At 48.6% G+C, this 15,245-nt stretch carries 12 protein-coding genes and 7 tRNA genes; 5 read left to right on the forward strand and 14 right to left on the reverse strand.

Translation table 11 applies throughout. From position 1 onward, the window contains the following. Window positions 1-41: 41 nt before the first annotated feature. Window positions 42-557, forward strand: coding sequence for a bifunctional 3-hydroxydecanoyl-ACP dehydratase/trans-2-decenoyl-ACP isomerase (gene fabA / locus NFHSH190041_RS12075; protein ID WP_261922078.1), 516 nt, complete (start codon window positions 42-44; stop codon window positions 555-557). Between the two features lie 62 nt (window positions 558-619). Here the strand turns inward: fabA and rmf are convergent, their stop codons facing one another. The 12 genes from rmf to NFHSH190041_RS12135 form a co-directional block, all read right to left on the reverse strand. Then, window positions 620-796, reverse strand: a complete 177-nt coding sequence (gene rmf / locus NFHSH190041_RS12080) for a ribosome modulation factor (RefSeq protein ID WP_261922079.1) — start codon at window positions 794-796, stop codon at window positions 620-622. A gap of 196 nt (window positions 797-992) precedes the next feature. Next, window positions 993-2,864 carry a DUF3466 family protein gene (locus NFHSH190041_RS12085; protein ID WP_261922080.1) on the reverse strand — a complete coding sequence of 624 codons (1,872 nt, stop codon included), beginning with the start codon at window positions 2,862-2,864 and terminating at the stop codon, window positions 993-995. A 218-nt stretch (window positions 2,865-3,082) separates the two neighbouring features. Further along, entirely contained in the window at window positions 3,083-4,996 is a 1,914-nt protein-coding gene (locus NFHSH190041_RS12090) for an ABC transporter ATP-binding protein (protein WP_261922081.1), read from the reverse strand. After that, window positions 4,977-5,225, reverse strand: a complete 249-nt coding sequence (locus NFHSH190041_RS12095; protein WP_261922082.1) for a glutaredoxin family protein — start codon at window positions 5,223-5,225, stop codon at window positions 4,977-4,979. Before NFHSH190041_RS12095 ends, NFHSH190041_RS12090 begins: the two co-directional genes overlap by 20 nt. Further along, window positions 5,218-7,344: a bifunctional 23S rRNA (guanine(2069)-N(7))-methyltransferase RlmK/23S rRNA (guanine(2445)-N(2))-methyltransferase RlmL gene (gene rlmKL / locus NFHSH190041_RS12100; protein WP_261922083.1), complete on the reverse strand. Its 2,127-nt coding sequence runs from the start codon at window positions 7,342-7,344 to the stop codon at window positions 5,218-5,220. The genes NFHSH190041_RS12095 and rlmKL overlap by 8 nt, the downstream gene beginning before the upstream one ends. Before the next feature lie 963 nt (window positions 7,345-8,307). Beyond that, window positions 8,308-8,384, reverse strand: a tRNA-Met gene (locus NFHSH190041_RS12105). A 41-nt stretch (window positions 8,385-8,425) separates the two neighbouring features. Further along, a tRNA-Met gene (locus tag NFHSH190041_RS12110) sits at window positions 8,426-8,502 on the reverse strand. A 41-nt stretch (window positions 8,503-8,543) separates the two neighbouring features. Beyond that, window positions 8,544-8,620, reverse strand: a tRNA-Met gene (locus NFHSH190041_RS12115). A gap of 41 nt (window positions 8,621-8,661) precedes the next feature. Next, window positions 8,662-8,738, reverse strand: a tRNA-Met gene (locus NFHSH190041_RS12120). Window positions 8,739-8,779: 41 nt separating this feature from the next. Beyond that, a tRNA-Met gene (locus NFHSH190041_RS12125) sits at window positions 8,780-8,856 on the reverse strand. 41 nt (window positions 8,857-8,897) lie between these two features. After that, a tRNA-Met gene (locus NFHSH190041_RS12130) sits at window positions 8,898-8,974 on the reverse strand. A 41-nt stretch (window positions 8,975-9,015) separates the two neighbouring features. Further along, window positions 9,016-9,092 (reverse strand) — tRNA-Met (locus tag NFHSH190041_RS12135). Window positions 9,093-9,467: 375 nt separating this feature from the next. On the opposite strand from NFHSH190041_RS12135, the gene NFHSH190041_RS12140 reads away from it, so the two are divergent. The 4 genes from NFHSH190041_RS12140 to melA are packed head-to-tail and all read left to right on the forward strand — an operon-like array spanning window position 9,468 to window position 13,611. Next, window positions 9,468-10,466, forward strand: coding sequence for a substrate-binding domain-containing protein (locus tag NFHSH190041_RS12140; protein WP_261922084.1), 999 nt, complete (start codon window positions 9,468-9,470; stop codon window positions 10,464-10,466). Further along, on the forward strand, window positions 10,466-11,224 hold the full coding sequence (locus tag NFHSH190041_RS12145) for an ATP-binding cassette domain-containing protein (RefSeq protein WP_261922085.1): 759 nt from the start codon (window positions 10,466-10,468) through the stop codon (window positions 11,222-11,224). Before NFHSH190041_RS12140 ends, NFHSH190041_RS12145 begins: the two co-directional genes overlap by 1 nt. A gap of 21 nt (window positions 11,225-11,245) precedes the next feature. After that, window positions 11,246-12,232: an ABC transporter permease gene (locus tag NFHSH190041_RS12150; protein ID WP_261922086.1), complete on the forward strand. Its 987-nt coding sequence runs from the start codon at window positions 11,246-11,248 to the stop codon at window positions 12,230-12,232. Between the two features lie 5 nt (window positions 12,233-12,237). Then, on the forward strand, window positions 12,238-13,611 hold the full coding sequence (gene melA / locus NFHSH190041_RS12155) for an alpha-galactosidase (protein WP_261922087.1): 1,374 nt from the start codon (window positions 12,238-12,240) through the stop codon (window positions 13,609-13,611). Window positions 13,612-13,636: 25 nt separating this feature from the next. Here the strand turns inward: melA and NFHSH190041_RS12160 are convergent, their stop codons facing one another. Beyond that, window positions 13,637-13,879, reverse strand: coding sequence for a hypothetical protein (locus tag NFHSH190041_RS12160; RefSeq protein WP_261922088.1), 243 nt, complete (start codon window positions 13,877-13,879; stop codon window positions 13,637-13,639). 65 nt (window positions 13,880-13,944) lie between these two features. Beyond that, complete coding sequence (locus tag NFHSH190041_RS12165; RefSeq protein WP_410010830.1) at window positions 13,945-15,015, reverse strand: M23 family metallopeptidase; 1,071 nt, start codon at window positions 15,013-15,015, stop codon at window positions 13,945-13,947. Window positions 15,016-15,245: the final 230 nt, after the last annotated feature.

The following is a 15,245-nucleotide window of genomic DNA, read 5'->3' on the forward strand; positions in this document are numbered from 1 at the left end:
TCGCTAACCTGTCGTCACGAATCTCAGGAGTACGTAAAACAATGACTAAAGCAAACAGTTTCAGCAAAGAAGAGCTTATCGCTTGCGGCCACGGAGAATTGCTTGGTAAGAACTCTCCCCGCCTGCCTATCGACAATATGTTGATGATCGATCGCGTCGTCACGATTAACGATGACGGTGGCACTTTTGGCAAGGGCGAAATTGTTGCGGAACTGGATATCAATCCGGATTTATGGTTTTTTGGCTGTCATTTTGCTGATGACCCTGTGATGCCGGGCTGTCTGGGACTGGATGCCATGTGGCAACTGGTTGGTTTCTATTTGGCATGGGAAGGCGCAGAAGGTAAAGGCCGTGCACTGGGCGTAGGTGAAGTTAAATTTACCGGTCAAGTACTGCCAGGGGCAAAGAAAGTCACTTATCGCCTCAATATCAAGCGTACCATTCATCGCAAGCTGATCATGGGTATTGCTGATGCAACATTAGAAGTGGATGGCCGTGAAATTTACAGTGCCACCGATTTGAAAGTCGGCGTGTTTGCAGACACTTCAACATTCTAATGTGCGCTAAACTAAAATTGCCCTCAATATTGAGGGCAATAAGTTACTGCAAACCATGAAAGTTACTTATTAAACAACCCGTTAAGTCGGCCTTCTACCCCTTCTCGCCAACCACCAAGCCATTGCGACTTGGAATCTAGACTAGAATATGGACAATTTTCTTTGGAACGTCCGCCGACGCCCGCCTGAAACCCTTTCGAAAAAGCCCTGTCCAACTTATCTCGTTTTTGTCTTTTCATGTAAGCATCCTCTGTTCTACACAAAAGGAAAACCGTGAAACCACGGCCTCAAGACTAGAAATAGAACGTTTCAGTCATAAGATCAATGGCCAAAAAGATGTATTTTTCAGTCAAAAATTTAACTCGTTGAGAGGACAATAAAAAGCCAGTCAGGCTGTGACTGGCTTAATTAGTATTTTTTGTCCTAAGCCTTAGCTTACGCTAGCTCACGCTTAACAGCTCTACGGCGTAACATTGCCAATGGTGTCAGTAATAAAAGCCCCCATCCCCACGCGCCCCCTTGACGCTCATAAGGTGGCTCAGGCTCCACATAATCACATACCGCTTGGTTACTCTGTTTCAGCAGCACCGCTGTTGGCACAAAGCCAGTTAGCGGCTGACCATCGGCATTCAAGACAAACATCGGCCGGCCATTGTCGCCAATCACCATGTTATTACTGCCATCTAACTCAAACAGCGGATAGTTCACCAAAGCTGTACCGGCAATATACATACCGTCATCTGTGATGCTCTTGGCTTCAATCAGCTTGATCACCCGCTCATACTCATAGGTTTTACCACTGCCATCTACCGCGCTGATGCGTTGTCGCTGCCACTGATTTTCGCCGTGAGGCACCAAGCCTTTTGACTCACAAGTCAGCACAGTATTGAGATCGATAAACGCCTCTGTGCCAGAATGGCTGCCGGTATCATACAAAAATGCCGCCCGCTCGCGACTATTGAATTGATCATGGCTGATTTCAACCGAGCCAACGACCAGCCCCTGATTGTTAATATCACTTGGGCTACTGCTCAAATCTGAGGTGTAATCATAAAAATCATTCGGCGTAATGGCGACCTCACCACTTTTAGTATCAAAGACAAAGAATTTAGTGGGGAAATAACCACTGATATTGGTGCGATAACTGCCCACCAACAAACCATTATCGTTGATGTCATTTGCCATTGAACTGTATTCCGTCTGACTACCAAATGGCACGGCATGGAAGCCATAGTCTGATGCGGGATCGGCAGGATCCGTTAACTGCCAATAGGCCGCGTGTAAGTCGGTGCGGTCTTCAATATGGCTGTGGCCAGCAACACTGCCTTCACTGTTGATGCCAAACCCTTGAGCTAAATAGGTTGTGGTACTGTCTTCTGGCGGCACTAGCCCTAAGGGTAATGTTTTTGCCTCAAGTGGTTGAGCATTATTGGTGTTCCACACCATCGCCCTAACCTGATAGCCATCTTCACCATTAAACTGCTTAATCTGCACGCACAATGGCAAGGGGAGCGTTTGTCCCTCGGCAAAGCAGCTATTTATCGCAGCCTCACCATTAGTATTCATCGCGGTCGTGCCGTAACCGGCAACTAACCCCGCAGCGTTAATAGCCGCAGCTACTGAGCGCCCACCAAGATTAACGGGGATCGGGGCTTTTGCTGTATCTTTAGGCTGATAAATATAGGTGGTGAACGGTGGTGGCAGCTCCACTTCTCCCGTTGGCAGGGTAACAATGCCACGCTGCTCAAAATCCCGGTAATAACCGGTTTTCTGCTCAGGCTTTTCCTCTGTGCCGCCAGTGTATTCCATGCTCTTTTGTGCGCTGGAGACTTCACCCACTTTAATGCCCGCAGCATTGATGCCATATACCACAGCTTGAATACTGTTTGCCGGGGTTGCATCCGGGGCAACTGAGCCCCCCAGTGAATCAAATTCAACCCCATTTCCCCCTGCAGGCTCTGCATTTAATTTACTGGTAAAGTTATTGGCAACTAAAGGCGTGCTGATTGAAGGTGCAACAGCAAGTTCAGGGGCAATACCACCTGTGACATCCACCACAGGATCAGTATCCTCCCGAGGGGGTAACGCAGGACGACCTTGGGACAGGCCAATCATCTGACCGGTAGCATTGACGCCCATACCGTAAGCCCGTTGCGTACCTTTCAGGGTGCCTTTAACCTCAGCGTCTTCTAAATTGATAATTTCGTAGGCCTGCTCCTGAATCGTCGCATTGGCCGGCAGGGTACCGAGCGCACCCAATACACTGATAGAAACCAGTGACAGGGTCTTGTCCAGTGTTAACTTCATTCAGATTGTTCCTGTTTATTTTTATGATGACCAATTCCATTAGTGCTATATCTGATATTGCCGCAGCATAATTCATCGGCAATGTACTGTGGCAGGGTGACCCCCAAGCCACAGTAACCGATGAGTGTTGAACACATCATCGGCTGCAGCAGACTGCCCTCTGTAGGGATAAGGCAGTCTGACCGCGGTTAACGCTCAATTACTGATTGGAATTGGCATTACTTCATTGATTCCAGTTCTTCCCAACGCTCGAAGTACTGTTCCAGCAGTTGTTCCTTTTCGGCCAGCTCACTCAAGCGACTGTTAACCTGATCGCTAGGTTGACTGTAAAAATCCGGTTCACTGACAGCTTGTTGCAAAGATTCAATTTCCGTTTCCAGCGTTTCCATTAACTGGGGTAATGAATCTAATTCACGCTGTAATTTATAAGACAGCTTTTTAGCTTGCTTAACAACTACTTCTGGCTTTTTCTCTACCTGTGCTTTCACTTCGACCGCTTTTTCGGCTTCAGGTTCCTCACGGTAAAAACGTGCGCCCTGATCGACAGCATCCTGATAGCCCCCAAGGAATTCACTCCAGTGACCATTGCCGGCATACCACCAACTGCTGGTCGCGGTGTTGTCAATAAATGCCCGGTCATGGCTAACGATAATCAGGGTGCCCTGATACTCAGCCAACATGGACTCTAGCAATTCCAGTGTCTCAATATCAAGATCATTGGTCGGTTCGTCGAGGATGATCAAATTTGCTGGGCGCAATAGCAGTCTGGCCAGCAGCAAACGGTTCTTTTCCCCACCGGATAATGCCTTCACTGGTGTACGGGCTCGGGCAGGAGAAAACAGGAAATCCTGCAGATAACTGAGGATATGCCGGTCTTTACCGTTAACCGTGACCGTCTGCTTGCCTTCACCGACGTTTTCTTCCACGGTTTGCTCTGGATCCAACGCTTCGCGATATTGGTCAAAATACGCGACCTGCAACTTGGTACCGCAACGGACATTACCTGACTGAGGCTGAATTTTATCCAACAGCAGCTTAATCAGGGTCGATTTACCACACCCGTTCGGGCCGATAATGGCAATCCGATCACCGCGCATCACCGCCGTGTTGAAGTTTTTCACCAGATTTAAGTCTGGCAAGTTGTAATTTAAGTCGGTTACCTCGAACACCAGCTTACCGCTGCGTTCAGATTCAGACACCGCCATATTGACATTACCCTGCCGGTTGATGCGCTCTTTACGCTCCATCCGCAGGGCTTTTAATGCCCTCACCCGACCTTCGTTACGGGTACGACGCGCCTTGATACCCTGACGGATCCAAGCTTCTTCTTCTGCCAGTTTCTTATCAAAGCTGGCATTGTGTTCTTCTTGAACCCGCAACCATTCCGCTTTACCGTCAAGGTAAGCCTGATAATTGCCAGGCCAAGAAGTCACGACTCCTCGGTCAAGATCGACAATTCGAGTTGCCATCCGGCTAATAAAGCCCCGGTCGTGACTGATAAAGACAATGGCGCCTTTATAAGCCAGCAAATATTGCTCCAGCCATTCAATGGTGTCGATATCCAGGTGGTTAGTTGGCTCATCCAACAACAGAAGATCTGGCTCGCTCACTAGCGCCCGGGCTAATGCAACTTTACGTTGCCAGCCACCGGACAGCTCAGACAGCGGCGTGGCCGGATCCAGCCCTAACCGTTTACAGTGACCATTAATCCGGGTATCGAGCAGCCAACCATCAAGATGATCCAATTCATTTTGCAGTCGCTCCATCTGCTTAAGCATCCGCTCCATCTCAGCAGGCTCTGCTTGGCCGATAGTAGCGGAGAGCTGATGGTAACGCTCCAGGGTTTCCCCCACCTGCTGCAAACCACCGGCAATATAGGCATACACGGTACCGGTTTCCTGCTTAGGCGGATCTTGCTGCAAACGACTGACCTTCACGTCAGTGGCAATATTAAACTCACCATCATCCAGCAACACATCGCCAGACAACACTTTTAATAGGCTAGATTTACCCGCGCCATTACGGCCAACAATACAAACCCGCTCACCGGGCTCAATGGTAAAATCAGCATTTTGCAACAAAGGGATATAGCCATAGGCCAGTGATCCTTTGTTAATTCGAACCAAACTCAAAGTTATCTCCCAAAAATTTCTTCACGGCCTGTTGATCAAACGGCCAATTCAGCTCTCGGCCATCGGCCTGTCTGAGTACGGGAATACGGGTGCCATAACGCACAGCCAATGTCTCATCATCACAGATATCCACCCGTGCTACGGAGAGGCCAAGCGGCAACAGCAGCTCAAACGCCAGCTCACACAAGTGGCAACCATCGGTGTGGTACAGCACCAAAGACTCAGGCATGGGTGATCAGCCAGACATTATGGATCTGAGCATTGCGCTTGTAATCCATCGGCAACAACTGAGCATCGATATTTTTTGCACTCAACCCCGCATTGGCGAGCTGTTCCATATCCATTTTGAACTTGCGCTTGTTGTTGGAGAAAATAATCTCACCACCGGGTCTGAGCAGTTTTTTCAGATCAATCAGCACTTGAGCGTGATCCCGCTGCACATCCCAAGAATCTTCCATTCGCTTGGAGTTAGAGAAGGTTGGCGGATCGATAAAGATAAGATCAAACTGTTGCTCGCAATCACGCACCCACTGCAGACAATCGGCTTGGATAAACTGATACTGGCGTCCCATCAGCTTATTGAGCATAAAGTTATCTTTAGCCCAGTTAAGATAGGTATTAGACATATCCACTGTGGTAACAGACTTAGCACCACCTTTTGCCGCATGCACAGAGGCCGAGCCGGTATAAGAAAACAGGTTCAGTACATCACGACCTTTAGATTTTTCGCCAACCAACTTACGGGTCAGACGATGATCTAAAAATAGGCCAGTATCCAGATAGTCAGTCAGGTTAACGCGGAACTGACACCCATATTCAGTGGTAATAAGCTCCAGTTTTTCTTTATCCAGCTTCTGATACTGACTGGTGCCTTTTTGCCGCTCGCGGGTTTTGAGTACAATTTTTTCTGGATCCACGCCTGCTGCCGCAGGCAGTGCCAACAGCATATCTGTCATGCGACGCTTAGTGACATTTTCAGGAATTTTAGCTGGCGCAGCATATTCCTGAACCACCACATAATCCTGATAACGGTCAACAGCAACATTGTATTCTGGAATATCAGCATCATAAATGCGGTAGCAGTCTAATCCTTCTTTCTTGGCCCACTTATCCAGCTGCTTAATATTCTTTTTCAAACGGTTAGCAAACGGCTCGGCAACCTTAGTGATATCAACACCTTCTGCTGACGGCATTTCCCGGCGGGTTGATTTTGCATGCAAGGTATAAAGATTAAAACCACATTCCAGCGCACCGTTAAACATCTTCATCTGTTTATCGGCTTTAAGCTTAATGGCTGACATCAGCTCAATATCGGAACACAGCATGGCCACTTTCCAGCCGCCAAATTCTCGCTTCAGTTTGTCACCCAACTGGTAATACAACTGCAGCAACTCAGACATATTGCCCAGTCGCTCACCATAAGGAGGGTTAGTCACCAGATAGCCAGTGTCGGCTGCCGGAGTCACATTCAGCGCATTGCTTACTTTAAAATCAATCAGATGCGCGACACCAGCCAATTGGGCATTGCGCTTAGCCAGTGCAACCACCCGGGAGTCAATGTCTGACGCATAAAAGTGGATATCGCACTGCTGCAACCCGCGATTAGCACGGACATCTGCCTCTGTTTTGATTTCCAGCCACATCTCTTCTTTATGACGGCGCCAGTGCTCAAAACCAAATTTACGCCGCTTTAATGCTGGCGCCACATCGGCTGCAATCAATGCCGCTTCGATCACCACGGTACCACTGCCGCAGAAAGGGTCCATCAAGGTCTGCATTGACTGCGCCCAGCCACTGCGGACCAACATGTTAGCCGCTAAGTTTTCTTTCAACGGCGCTTCACCGGTACGATCACGGTAGCCACGCTGATGTAAGGCAGGACCGGAAAAGTTCAACCCGATAGTGATCTGATTATTGCGGTAATGGGCATCAATGCGGATATCAGCATCAGTGCGGCTGACGTCAGGACGACGATCAAAATCATCACGGAAACGGTCAACTACCGCATCCTTAATTTTTAATGCCCCGAACTGAGAGTTATTGATAAAGCCGCCAGTACCATGAAAATCAATGGCAAAACTGCAACGGTAATCAAAATGGCTGGGCCAATCGATACAGTAGGCCGCATCATACAATTGCTGGGCAGACTCACAGGCACCTTTATAGATAATCAGTACCACCCGGCTGGCCAAACGGCTCCACAGGGTAATACGGTAGGCCTGCTCCAGTGTGGCAGAGAAATACACCCCGGCTACACTCTCTTTAATTTCGCTGGCGCCCAGAGCGGCCAGTTCACCCGCCAGGGCATATTCAAAGCCCTTCGGGGCTGCGGCAAAAAATGAAAACATGTATCAATCGTTACGCTAGCTTATAAAATTGGCAGCCATTATACCCTTTGGCCGCCACAAAAGATAAACAGATCTGCGCCCCACTGATATTCAGCTAAATGGGCAAATATCACTCACCCGTTAATGCCGTAATCGTAAGGTACGAATACAGATTTACCTTGCGAAAGGTATCTAGCGAAGCGTACCTGTCGCAGAACAGCTATCGCGCCTCCTCCCACACTTTCCCCTCAGCCAGCCATGCCCGGTGTAACTTGTGACTGAATCGCTTAAAAGCTACATGATGCTACAACCCGAAAATCAATGTGCCGTAATCAGGTACTACCCCATATGGACTGGCCGGTAATGATGAAAAAGTAAGCAAACTGGCATATTGCTAGACGCCTTTTTTCTTTAACCATTTTAAAAGTAGGGATTAAGCCACAGGATCGGCTAGCCATTATGAGCGCTATGTGACAATAGGGATAAATTGAGATAGAAAAGAGAACAAAATCTAAAAATTGGATGGTGACAATATCACGATTTCAGAATATAACATTTTGAGGCAGGAAATTACTCTTAGAATATGGTGCAGACAAGCGCAAAGAGATAGAGAAGGTAAAGAAAATAAAGTAAGAAATAAGACTAGATAAACTAACAATCGTCGACATTTGATAAGAAATCGTGTCGAATTGCATTTATCAGTTTGACTTCATAATAAAGGAGGTTGTTGCTAATACTGGATTTGAACCAATAACCTTCGACGCTTTATAAGAAATAGGAGCCAGACAGGCTACCTTGTTGCATTATACTGCTGTCAAATTGTAGTTATCAGTTTAACTTCATAATAAAGGAAGTTGTTGCTGAAACTGGATTTGAACCAACAACCTTCGACGCTTTATAAGAAATAAGAGCCCGACAGGCTACCTTGTTGCATTATACTGCTGTCAAATTGTAGTTATCAGTTTAACTTCATAATAAAGGAAGTGGTTGCGGGAGCTGGATTTGAACCAACGACCTTCGGGTTATGAGCCCGACGAGCTACCATGCTGCTCCATCCCGCGTCCGATTTGTTTTTATCAGTTTAACTTCATAATAAAGGAAGTGGTTGCGGGAGCTGGATTTGAACCAACGACCTTCGGGTTATGAGCCCGACGAGCTACCATGCTGCTCCATCCCGCGTCCGAATTGTATTTATCAGTTTGACTTCGTAATAAAGGAAGTGGTTGCGGGAGCTGGATTTGAACCAACGACCTTCGGGTTATGAGCCCGACGAGCTACCATGCTGCTCCATCCCGCGTCCGATTTGTTTTTATCAGTTTGACTTCATAATAAAGGAAGTGGTTGCGGGAGCTGGATTTGAACCAACGACCTTCGGGTTATGAGCCCGACGAGCTACCATGCTGCTCCATCCCGCGTCCGATTTGTTTTTATCAGTTTGACTTCATAATAAAGGAAGTGGTTGCGGGAGCTGGATTTGAACCAACGACCTTCGGGTTATGAGCCCGACGAGCTACCATGCTGCTCCATCCCGCGTCCGATTTGTTTTTATCAGTTTGACTTCATAATAAAGGAAGTGGTTGCGGGAGCTGGATTTGAACCAACGACCTTCGGGTTATGAGCCCGACGAGCTACCATGCTGCTCCATCCCGCGTCCGATTTGTTTTTATCAGTTTGACTTCATAATAAAGGAAGTGGTTGCGGGAGCTGGATTTGAACCAACGACCTTCGGGTTATGAGCCCGACGAGCTACCATGCTGCTCCATCCCGCGTCCGATTTTCGTCTGTAACACTGTGTGTCCGTCGAAAGCGGGGCGAACTATATCGATGGCAATCATACTTGGCAAGTGATATTTCAAAATAGTGATTTAATTGCTGCAATATCCAACAAATGTGTCTAATTTTCAGCAAATTGACTGAGTTGTTAATACTGAAATCATAAATTCTTAGTAAAAAGCAGCAATACCCTCGCGCTATACTTAATCAGATATTTTGTTCACAAAACAATCTCCATACAGCCTCAATACATTTAAATGCTATATACAGCACAGTTTACCAACATGAGATTATCTGACCGGATTTTTACGTGACACCCGTCACCGGGATCAGGCAAAATTAGCTTCTTTTGGCTGTTTTCCGGTGTACTCATGATTTTCCCTTTCCGCTCTAAACGTACCCTCAGTGCCCTACTCTTTTCTCTGACACTGTCAGCTGCGCTGCCAGTAATGGCTGCCCAATCAGGCAAAGATATGTCGATCTGGTTTGATGTTGGCGGCCCCGTTGGCGGACCTTATGCCCGAGTCGTGCAGACGGGAGCCCAGCAAGCGGCAGAAGATTTGGGGGTGGATTTGCGAGTCATGTACTCAGATTGGCAGCCACAGAAAATGATTGAAAACTTCAAACAAGCATTGGCCGCTGATCCATCTGGCATTGTGGTTATGGGTCATCCGGGAGATGCCGCTTATCAACCACTGATTGATGAAGCATTGAATAAAGGCATTCAGGTAACTTCTGTCGATACCGCCTTGCCACAAACACTAGCAGCTGATCAGGCTCGCGGCTTTGGTTATGTTGGCGTCAGCAATGCAGACCGTGGCATTGCACTGGCAACTCAGGCATTGCGCCGCAGCCACCTTAAAGCTGGTGACAAAGCGTTAGTTTGGGGGATTAAAGATATTGCCGAGCGCAGTGATTCGACTCGCGGCTTAATTTCTACCCTGAAAAAAGCCGGGATCAAGGTGGATTTTCTGCAAATTTCACCAGAAACCGATAAAGATCCAAGCCTAGGTACCAGTGCCATTACGGCGTATCTAGCCCGCACCCCTGATGTAAAGATGATCTTGGTCGATCACGGCGCGTTAACCGCCCAGATGGGTAACTTTTTACGTAATGCCGGCGTGCGCCCAGGTGAGATTTATGTTGCAGGCTTCAGCCTGTCACCGGCCACAGCGGACGCAATCAAAACCGGTTATGTTCAGCTGGTTGCAGACAGCCAACCTTACTTGATGGGATATCTCTCCGTGGTGCAGTTGGTTCTGAGCAAACGTTATGGTTTCTCCGGGCTGGATATTAATACTGGTGCCGGATTTGTCAGTAAAGAGAATATCAATCTGATCGCTCCACTGGCTGCTAAAGGGATCCGTTAATGACCCAAGCAGTTCTGAACATTCAAGGCCTAAACAAATGGTTTGGGCCTGTTCATGCCCTGCGTGACATCAACTTCAGCCTGAAAAGTGGTGAAGTTTGTGCCCTGCTGGGGGATAACGGTGCTGGCAAGTCGACCTTGATTAAACTTATCGCTGGGGCTGAAAGCCTAGATGAAGGGGATATGTATATTGATGGTCATCGGGTGGATATCCGGCGTTACGGGGTCAATCAAGCCAGAAAGTTGGGCATTGAAACCGTGTATCAGTCCGGCTCTTTGGGCGAGCAACAGCCACTATGGCGCAACTTATTTCTTGGTCGCCACCTGACTACCCGGCTGGGGTTTATTGATCATAAAGCGGAGTGGGCTCAGGCAGAAGCGTTATTACGTAAACTGGCGTTTCATGGTGTAGGTGCCAATATCGATGCCTGTGTTAGTCAACTGTCTGGCGGTGAACGCCAAGGTCTGGCGATCGGCCGGGCGATGCTATTTGATGCCAAAGTCGTGATCTTAGATGAGCCTACCACAGCGCTCTCTTTGGGTGAGGTAGAAAAAGTGCTGTGCTTTATTGAAACCCTCAAAGCTCAGGGGCGCGCCTGTTTGCTAATCACCCACAATATGAATGATGCGTTTCGGGTGGCGGACCGCTTTGTGATGATGGACCGCGGTCATATTGTGGCCCAATATCAAAAATCTGACATGACCGAAACCGAACTGCAACGCGCCCTGCTCAATGCAATCGGCCGCGGCGCTGCCTGATCTAACCATTGGCTTGTATCCATGACCCGTTTTTTCCGTGATCATAAAATTCCGACCCTGACAGGGGTAATATTACTGCTGCTCTGGGGGCTATTTGTGCTTACCAGTCCACAGACATTTCTGCATCCGCGTATCTATACCTCGCTGATGTCGACCATTCCATTTACTGCCATGCTGGCATTTGCCATGACGCTGCTGGTCATCGCCCGGGAAATTGATATGAGTTTTCCCGCTGTGGTCGCACTGGGGGGCTATGCCTTTGCCGCTGTCTTTAGTGCAACCCAATCACCATTATTAGCGCTTCTGGCGGCGTTACTGGCCGGCTCCCTATGTGGACTACTCAATGGTGTATTAGTCGTTTGTTTTAATATTCCTTCAATTATTGCCACCATAGGCACACAGTTTTTCCTTGGCGGCCTGACAACTGTCATTGCTGACGGTATTGCTCTGAGTATTCCCCAAGTACGAGAAACCTGGCTACATACTCTGCTGGTCGGACGCATTGATGGCTGGATCCCGGCACAAATGCTCTGGGCGCTAGCTATGCTGGCACTGCTATGGTGGCTGCTGGCACGCCATGTACTGGGCGATAATATTAATTTTATCGGCGATAACCCCGCAGCGGCCCGCATGATGGGGGTCAATGTTGGCGCCAACCGTATCTGGCTATTTATCCTCATGGGGCTGATTGCGGCCTTTGTCGGGGTCTTTGTCAGCCTAGAGATGAGCAGTTGGTGGCCGAACCAAGGCCAAGGTTATATGCTGCTGGTCTTTGCATCCGTATTTATCGGCGGCACCTCTGTGCTGGGGGGGAAAGGCACATTACTGGGCACCCTGTTTGGGGCCTGTATTATCGGTATTTTGGAAGCCGGTATTATTTCCGCCGGACTGGCCGGGTTTTGGACTCGGTTAATCTACGGCATCATTATTCTGCTAGCGCTGATTGTCCATAGCCTGCTGCTAAAACAGCATAAGGGCACCTGGCGGACACTGTTTAATTTAGGTTAAGACTTATGCACCACGCTCCCAATATCACCATCATAGGTGCCGGTTCTATTATGTTTACCCGGCAAATTATCTCTGCATTGTTGGCCTATCCGGCCATGAATGGCATGCAGATCACCCTCATGGATATTAATCCAGCTATGCTGGGCCGCTGCCAGACCTTGATAGAAAAAATGGTGCAACAATCCGGCATGCAGGTGCAGGTTCACGCTACCACTGATAGGCAAGCGGCGCTACGGGGTGCCAACTTTGTCATTAGCACCATTCAGGTGGGTGGGCTGAAACCGTGGCAACTGGATATGGACATTCCAGCAAAATACGGCGTGATCCAAGAAGTGGGTGATACCATGGGGCCGGGCGGTATTTTCCGCGCGCTGCGTCATATTCCCCCTATGCTGGCGATTTTACGGGATATGGAAACCCTCTGCCCGGATGCCCTGTTTATCAACTATGCCAATCCACTGGCCCCACTGACCTGGGCGGCTAAGGATTTTAGCGATATCAAATCCATTGGGTTGTGCTATGGCGTTCGTTACACCGTTGCCCAGTTATGCGGCTATCTTGGCGTTGGCCCTTGGGTCGATCACCCCTATACCCCCGAGCTATGGCAGGCACTGATGTACCATGATGTGCCGGCCGATGTGGATTATGAATTTGCCGGCATTAACCATATGACTTGGATCACCAAGCTCAGTGCGGGCGGAACGGATTTACTGCCCCGGTTACAAGCGATGGCTAAAGATGACAAGGTTTATGCTGCCGATGGTGTGCGCTGTGAAGTGCTGAAATTCTTCGGCCATTGGTGCACAGAAAACCACTGGCATTGCAGTGATTATCTGCCTTATTTCCGTAAAAATGAGGCGATGATCAATGCCTTTTTACCACAGCGTTGGAACCTGCTGGCACTGGAAGAACAGGTGCGCGCTGCTGGGGAAGCCGAAATTACTGCTCAGCTAGCGGGTGAGCAGGATTTTGTGATCCGAGAGAATATGCTCAATGCCCCTAAGCTTATCCATGCCATGGTCAGCAATGAGCGCACCCGCATCAATGGCAACCAAGCCAATGCCCAGCCAACCGGACTACTGATTGATAATCTGCCGCAAAACTGTGTAGTGGAAGTGCCTATTTGGGTCGACGGTAATGGGCTGCACCCTCAAGCGATGGGCACACTGCCGACACAATGTGCCAGTCTGATCAAAACCAATACCGCAGTGCAAGAGCTCATTGTGCAGGCAGCGCTGACAAATGATCTGGACGCTGCCCGTTATGCCCTGTCTCTGGATCCGGTAACGGCCACCAATTGTACCCTAAGCCAAATTCAAGCCATGTTTGATGAGCTGTATCAGGCGCAGAAAATCTGGCTGCCACAATTTGCTGACTAAGCTAGTTTGCCCTATGCCGAGATCCTTATTTCGGCATGGGGATAATTTTCAACATAACTTCGATCGTTCTTTCATCAGTAGAACGTTGCCATTCCTGAAATATACCTAATGCTAAATCAGCGTTATCTTTACCAAGCGTTTTAGAGAATTTTTCAATAAACAATTGCGCCAAATTAGCGCTGCAACCAGCTAGAAGAAGTTGTGTATATAAATAGTCCCACGCTCCGCCTTGTGAGCAGTAACTTCTAATTAATTGTTCGATATTCACACGCACCACCAACACAAAAAATTTTAGGCTGGAGACTAATTGCACACCTACTACATGTAAATACCTTATTTCGGCATGGGGCCTACAACTGTGGCCGGGTCTAGCCGCATCTGAAACCAATTAATCCGCCAGTCTAGATGAGGCCCGGTTGAGCGGCCACTGGAGCCAACATTCGCCACAATTTGACCTTGCTTGACCTTGTCCCCCACCTTCGCCCGTAATTGGCTTAAATGTAGGAAGCTGGAGCTGACACCATAACCATGATCAATAATCATGGTGCCGCCAGAATAGAACATATCCGCAACGGCTAAGGTCACCACGCCATCGGCCGGAGCATTAACGCCAGTGCCCCGCGGCGCAGCAATATCTATCCCATAATGTGGTCGTCCAGGCTCGCCGTTATAAACCCGCTGACTACCATAAACACCGCTAATGCGGCCAGTCACAGGCCAAATAAATGTCTGGGCGAAACCATCACCATTAGACACTTCATTACGCGCGGCGCGCACTTGTGCGGCATCTTGTTTAGCCCGGGTAATACTTGCCTTCGAAGGCTGCATGATCTGCTTAGCAATACCAGTGACATGCTGAATACGGTAGTGCTGCGGCGTAATGGCCAATTCCAGCTGCTGCTGGCGGCCATCAGGATAGTGAATACTGAGTGTTTGTTTTGCTGCCGCTTCTCGCTCAAAGCCAAATGCCAATAAGCCGCTAGGACTGACCTTAAGTGGTTGCCCATTAAGCTGCACCTCACTGCCGGGGGTAACACTGGCACGAATAAGCGCCCCTTGACGTAACGTGCCATGCAGTACAATGGTATCTCCGCGCTTAGCTGCAACGGCCTGCAGTTCATCATCCGCCGCCATTATCTGTGCAGGGAAAATCGGGGCGATATGCTTAGATGAAGCGTCAACAGTGCCTTGGCCTAGGGATAAGTCAGCTAACGATGAAGAGGAGGATATCAGCTCTGGTAGTGCTTGCGTTAAAAAGGGCACCGATATGGGCTGAGCATTCACTGTCGCAGATAAAGCCATACTGAGCCACAGTGCTACAGTCAGACTGTGGCTAGCAGCTCGGTAATTTCCCGCCTTCACCACGTCTTTTTGTCTTGCGGCTACACTATCTTGCCAACTCATGATTTCTCCCTGAAAAAAGCTATGACTAGACTCTGTTGACTTTCCACGATTATATTTTGTGCAAGATAAAAGCGTTTTAATCGCAAAGTGAGGATTTCTACCCAGTCATGCTAAGCAAAACCTATCAACAAAGTGTAAAACGCTGTTAACCGAACCCCACTAACAGCGTTTGAGATTACTTTTTACTGCATTTTGCATTATTGGCTTATCTGCTAGTGCGACTCAATATC

It is taken from the genome of Shewanella sp. NFH-SH190041 (genome assembly GCF_024363255.1).
Lineage (GTDB): Bacteria > Pseudomonadota > Gammaproteobacteria > Enterobacterales > Shewanellaceae > Shewanella.

Coding starts and splice junctions, on each gene's coding strand:
- fabA (WP_261922078.1), top strand. CDS start 42: ATGACTAAAGCAAACAGTTTCAGCAAAGAAGAGCTTATCGCTTGCGGC.
- rmf (WP_261922079.1), bottom strand. CDS start 796: ATGAAAAGACAAAAACGAGATAAGTTGGACAGGGCTTTTTCGAAAGGG.
- NFHSH190041_RS12085 (WP_261922080.1), bottom strand. CDS start 2,864: ATGAAGTTAACACTGGACAAGACCCTGTCACTGGTTTCTATCAGTGTA.
- NFHSH190041_RS12095 (WP_261922082.1), bottom strand. CDS start 5,225: ATGCCTGAGTCTTTGGTGCTGTACCACACCGATGGTTGCCACTTGTGT.
- rlmKL (WP_261922083.1), bottom strand. CDS start 7,344: ATGTTTTCATTTTTTGCCGCAGCCCCGAAGGGCTTTGAATATGCCCTG.
- NFHSH190041_RS12140 (WP_261922084.1), top strand. CDS start 9,468: ATGATTTTCCCTTTCCGCTCTAAACGTACCCTCAGTGCCCTACTCTTT.
- NFHSH190041_RS12145 (WP_261922085.1), top strand. CDS start 10,466: ATGACCCAAGCAGTTCTGAACATTCAAGGCCTAAACAAATGGTTTGGG.
- NFHSH190041_RS12150 (WP_261922086.1), top strand. CDS start 11,246: ATGACCCGTTTTTTCCGTGATCATAAAATTCCGACCCTGACAGGGGTA.
- melA (WP_261922087.1), top strand. CDS start 12,238: ATGCACCACGCTCCCAATATCACCATCATAGGTGCCGGTTCTATTATG.
- NFHSH190041_RS12165 (WP_410010830.1), bottom strand. CDS start 15,015: ATGAGTTGGCAAGATAGTGTAGCCGCAAGACAAAAAGACGTGGTGAAG.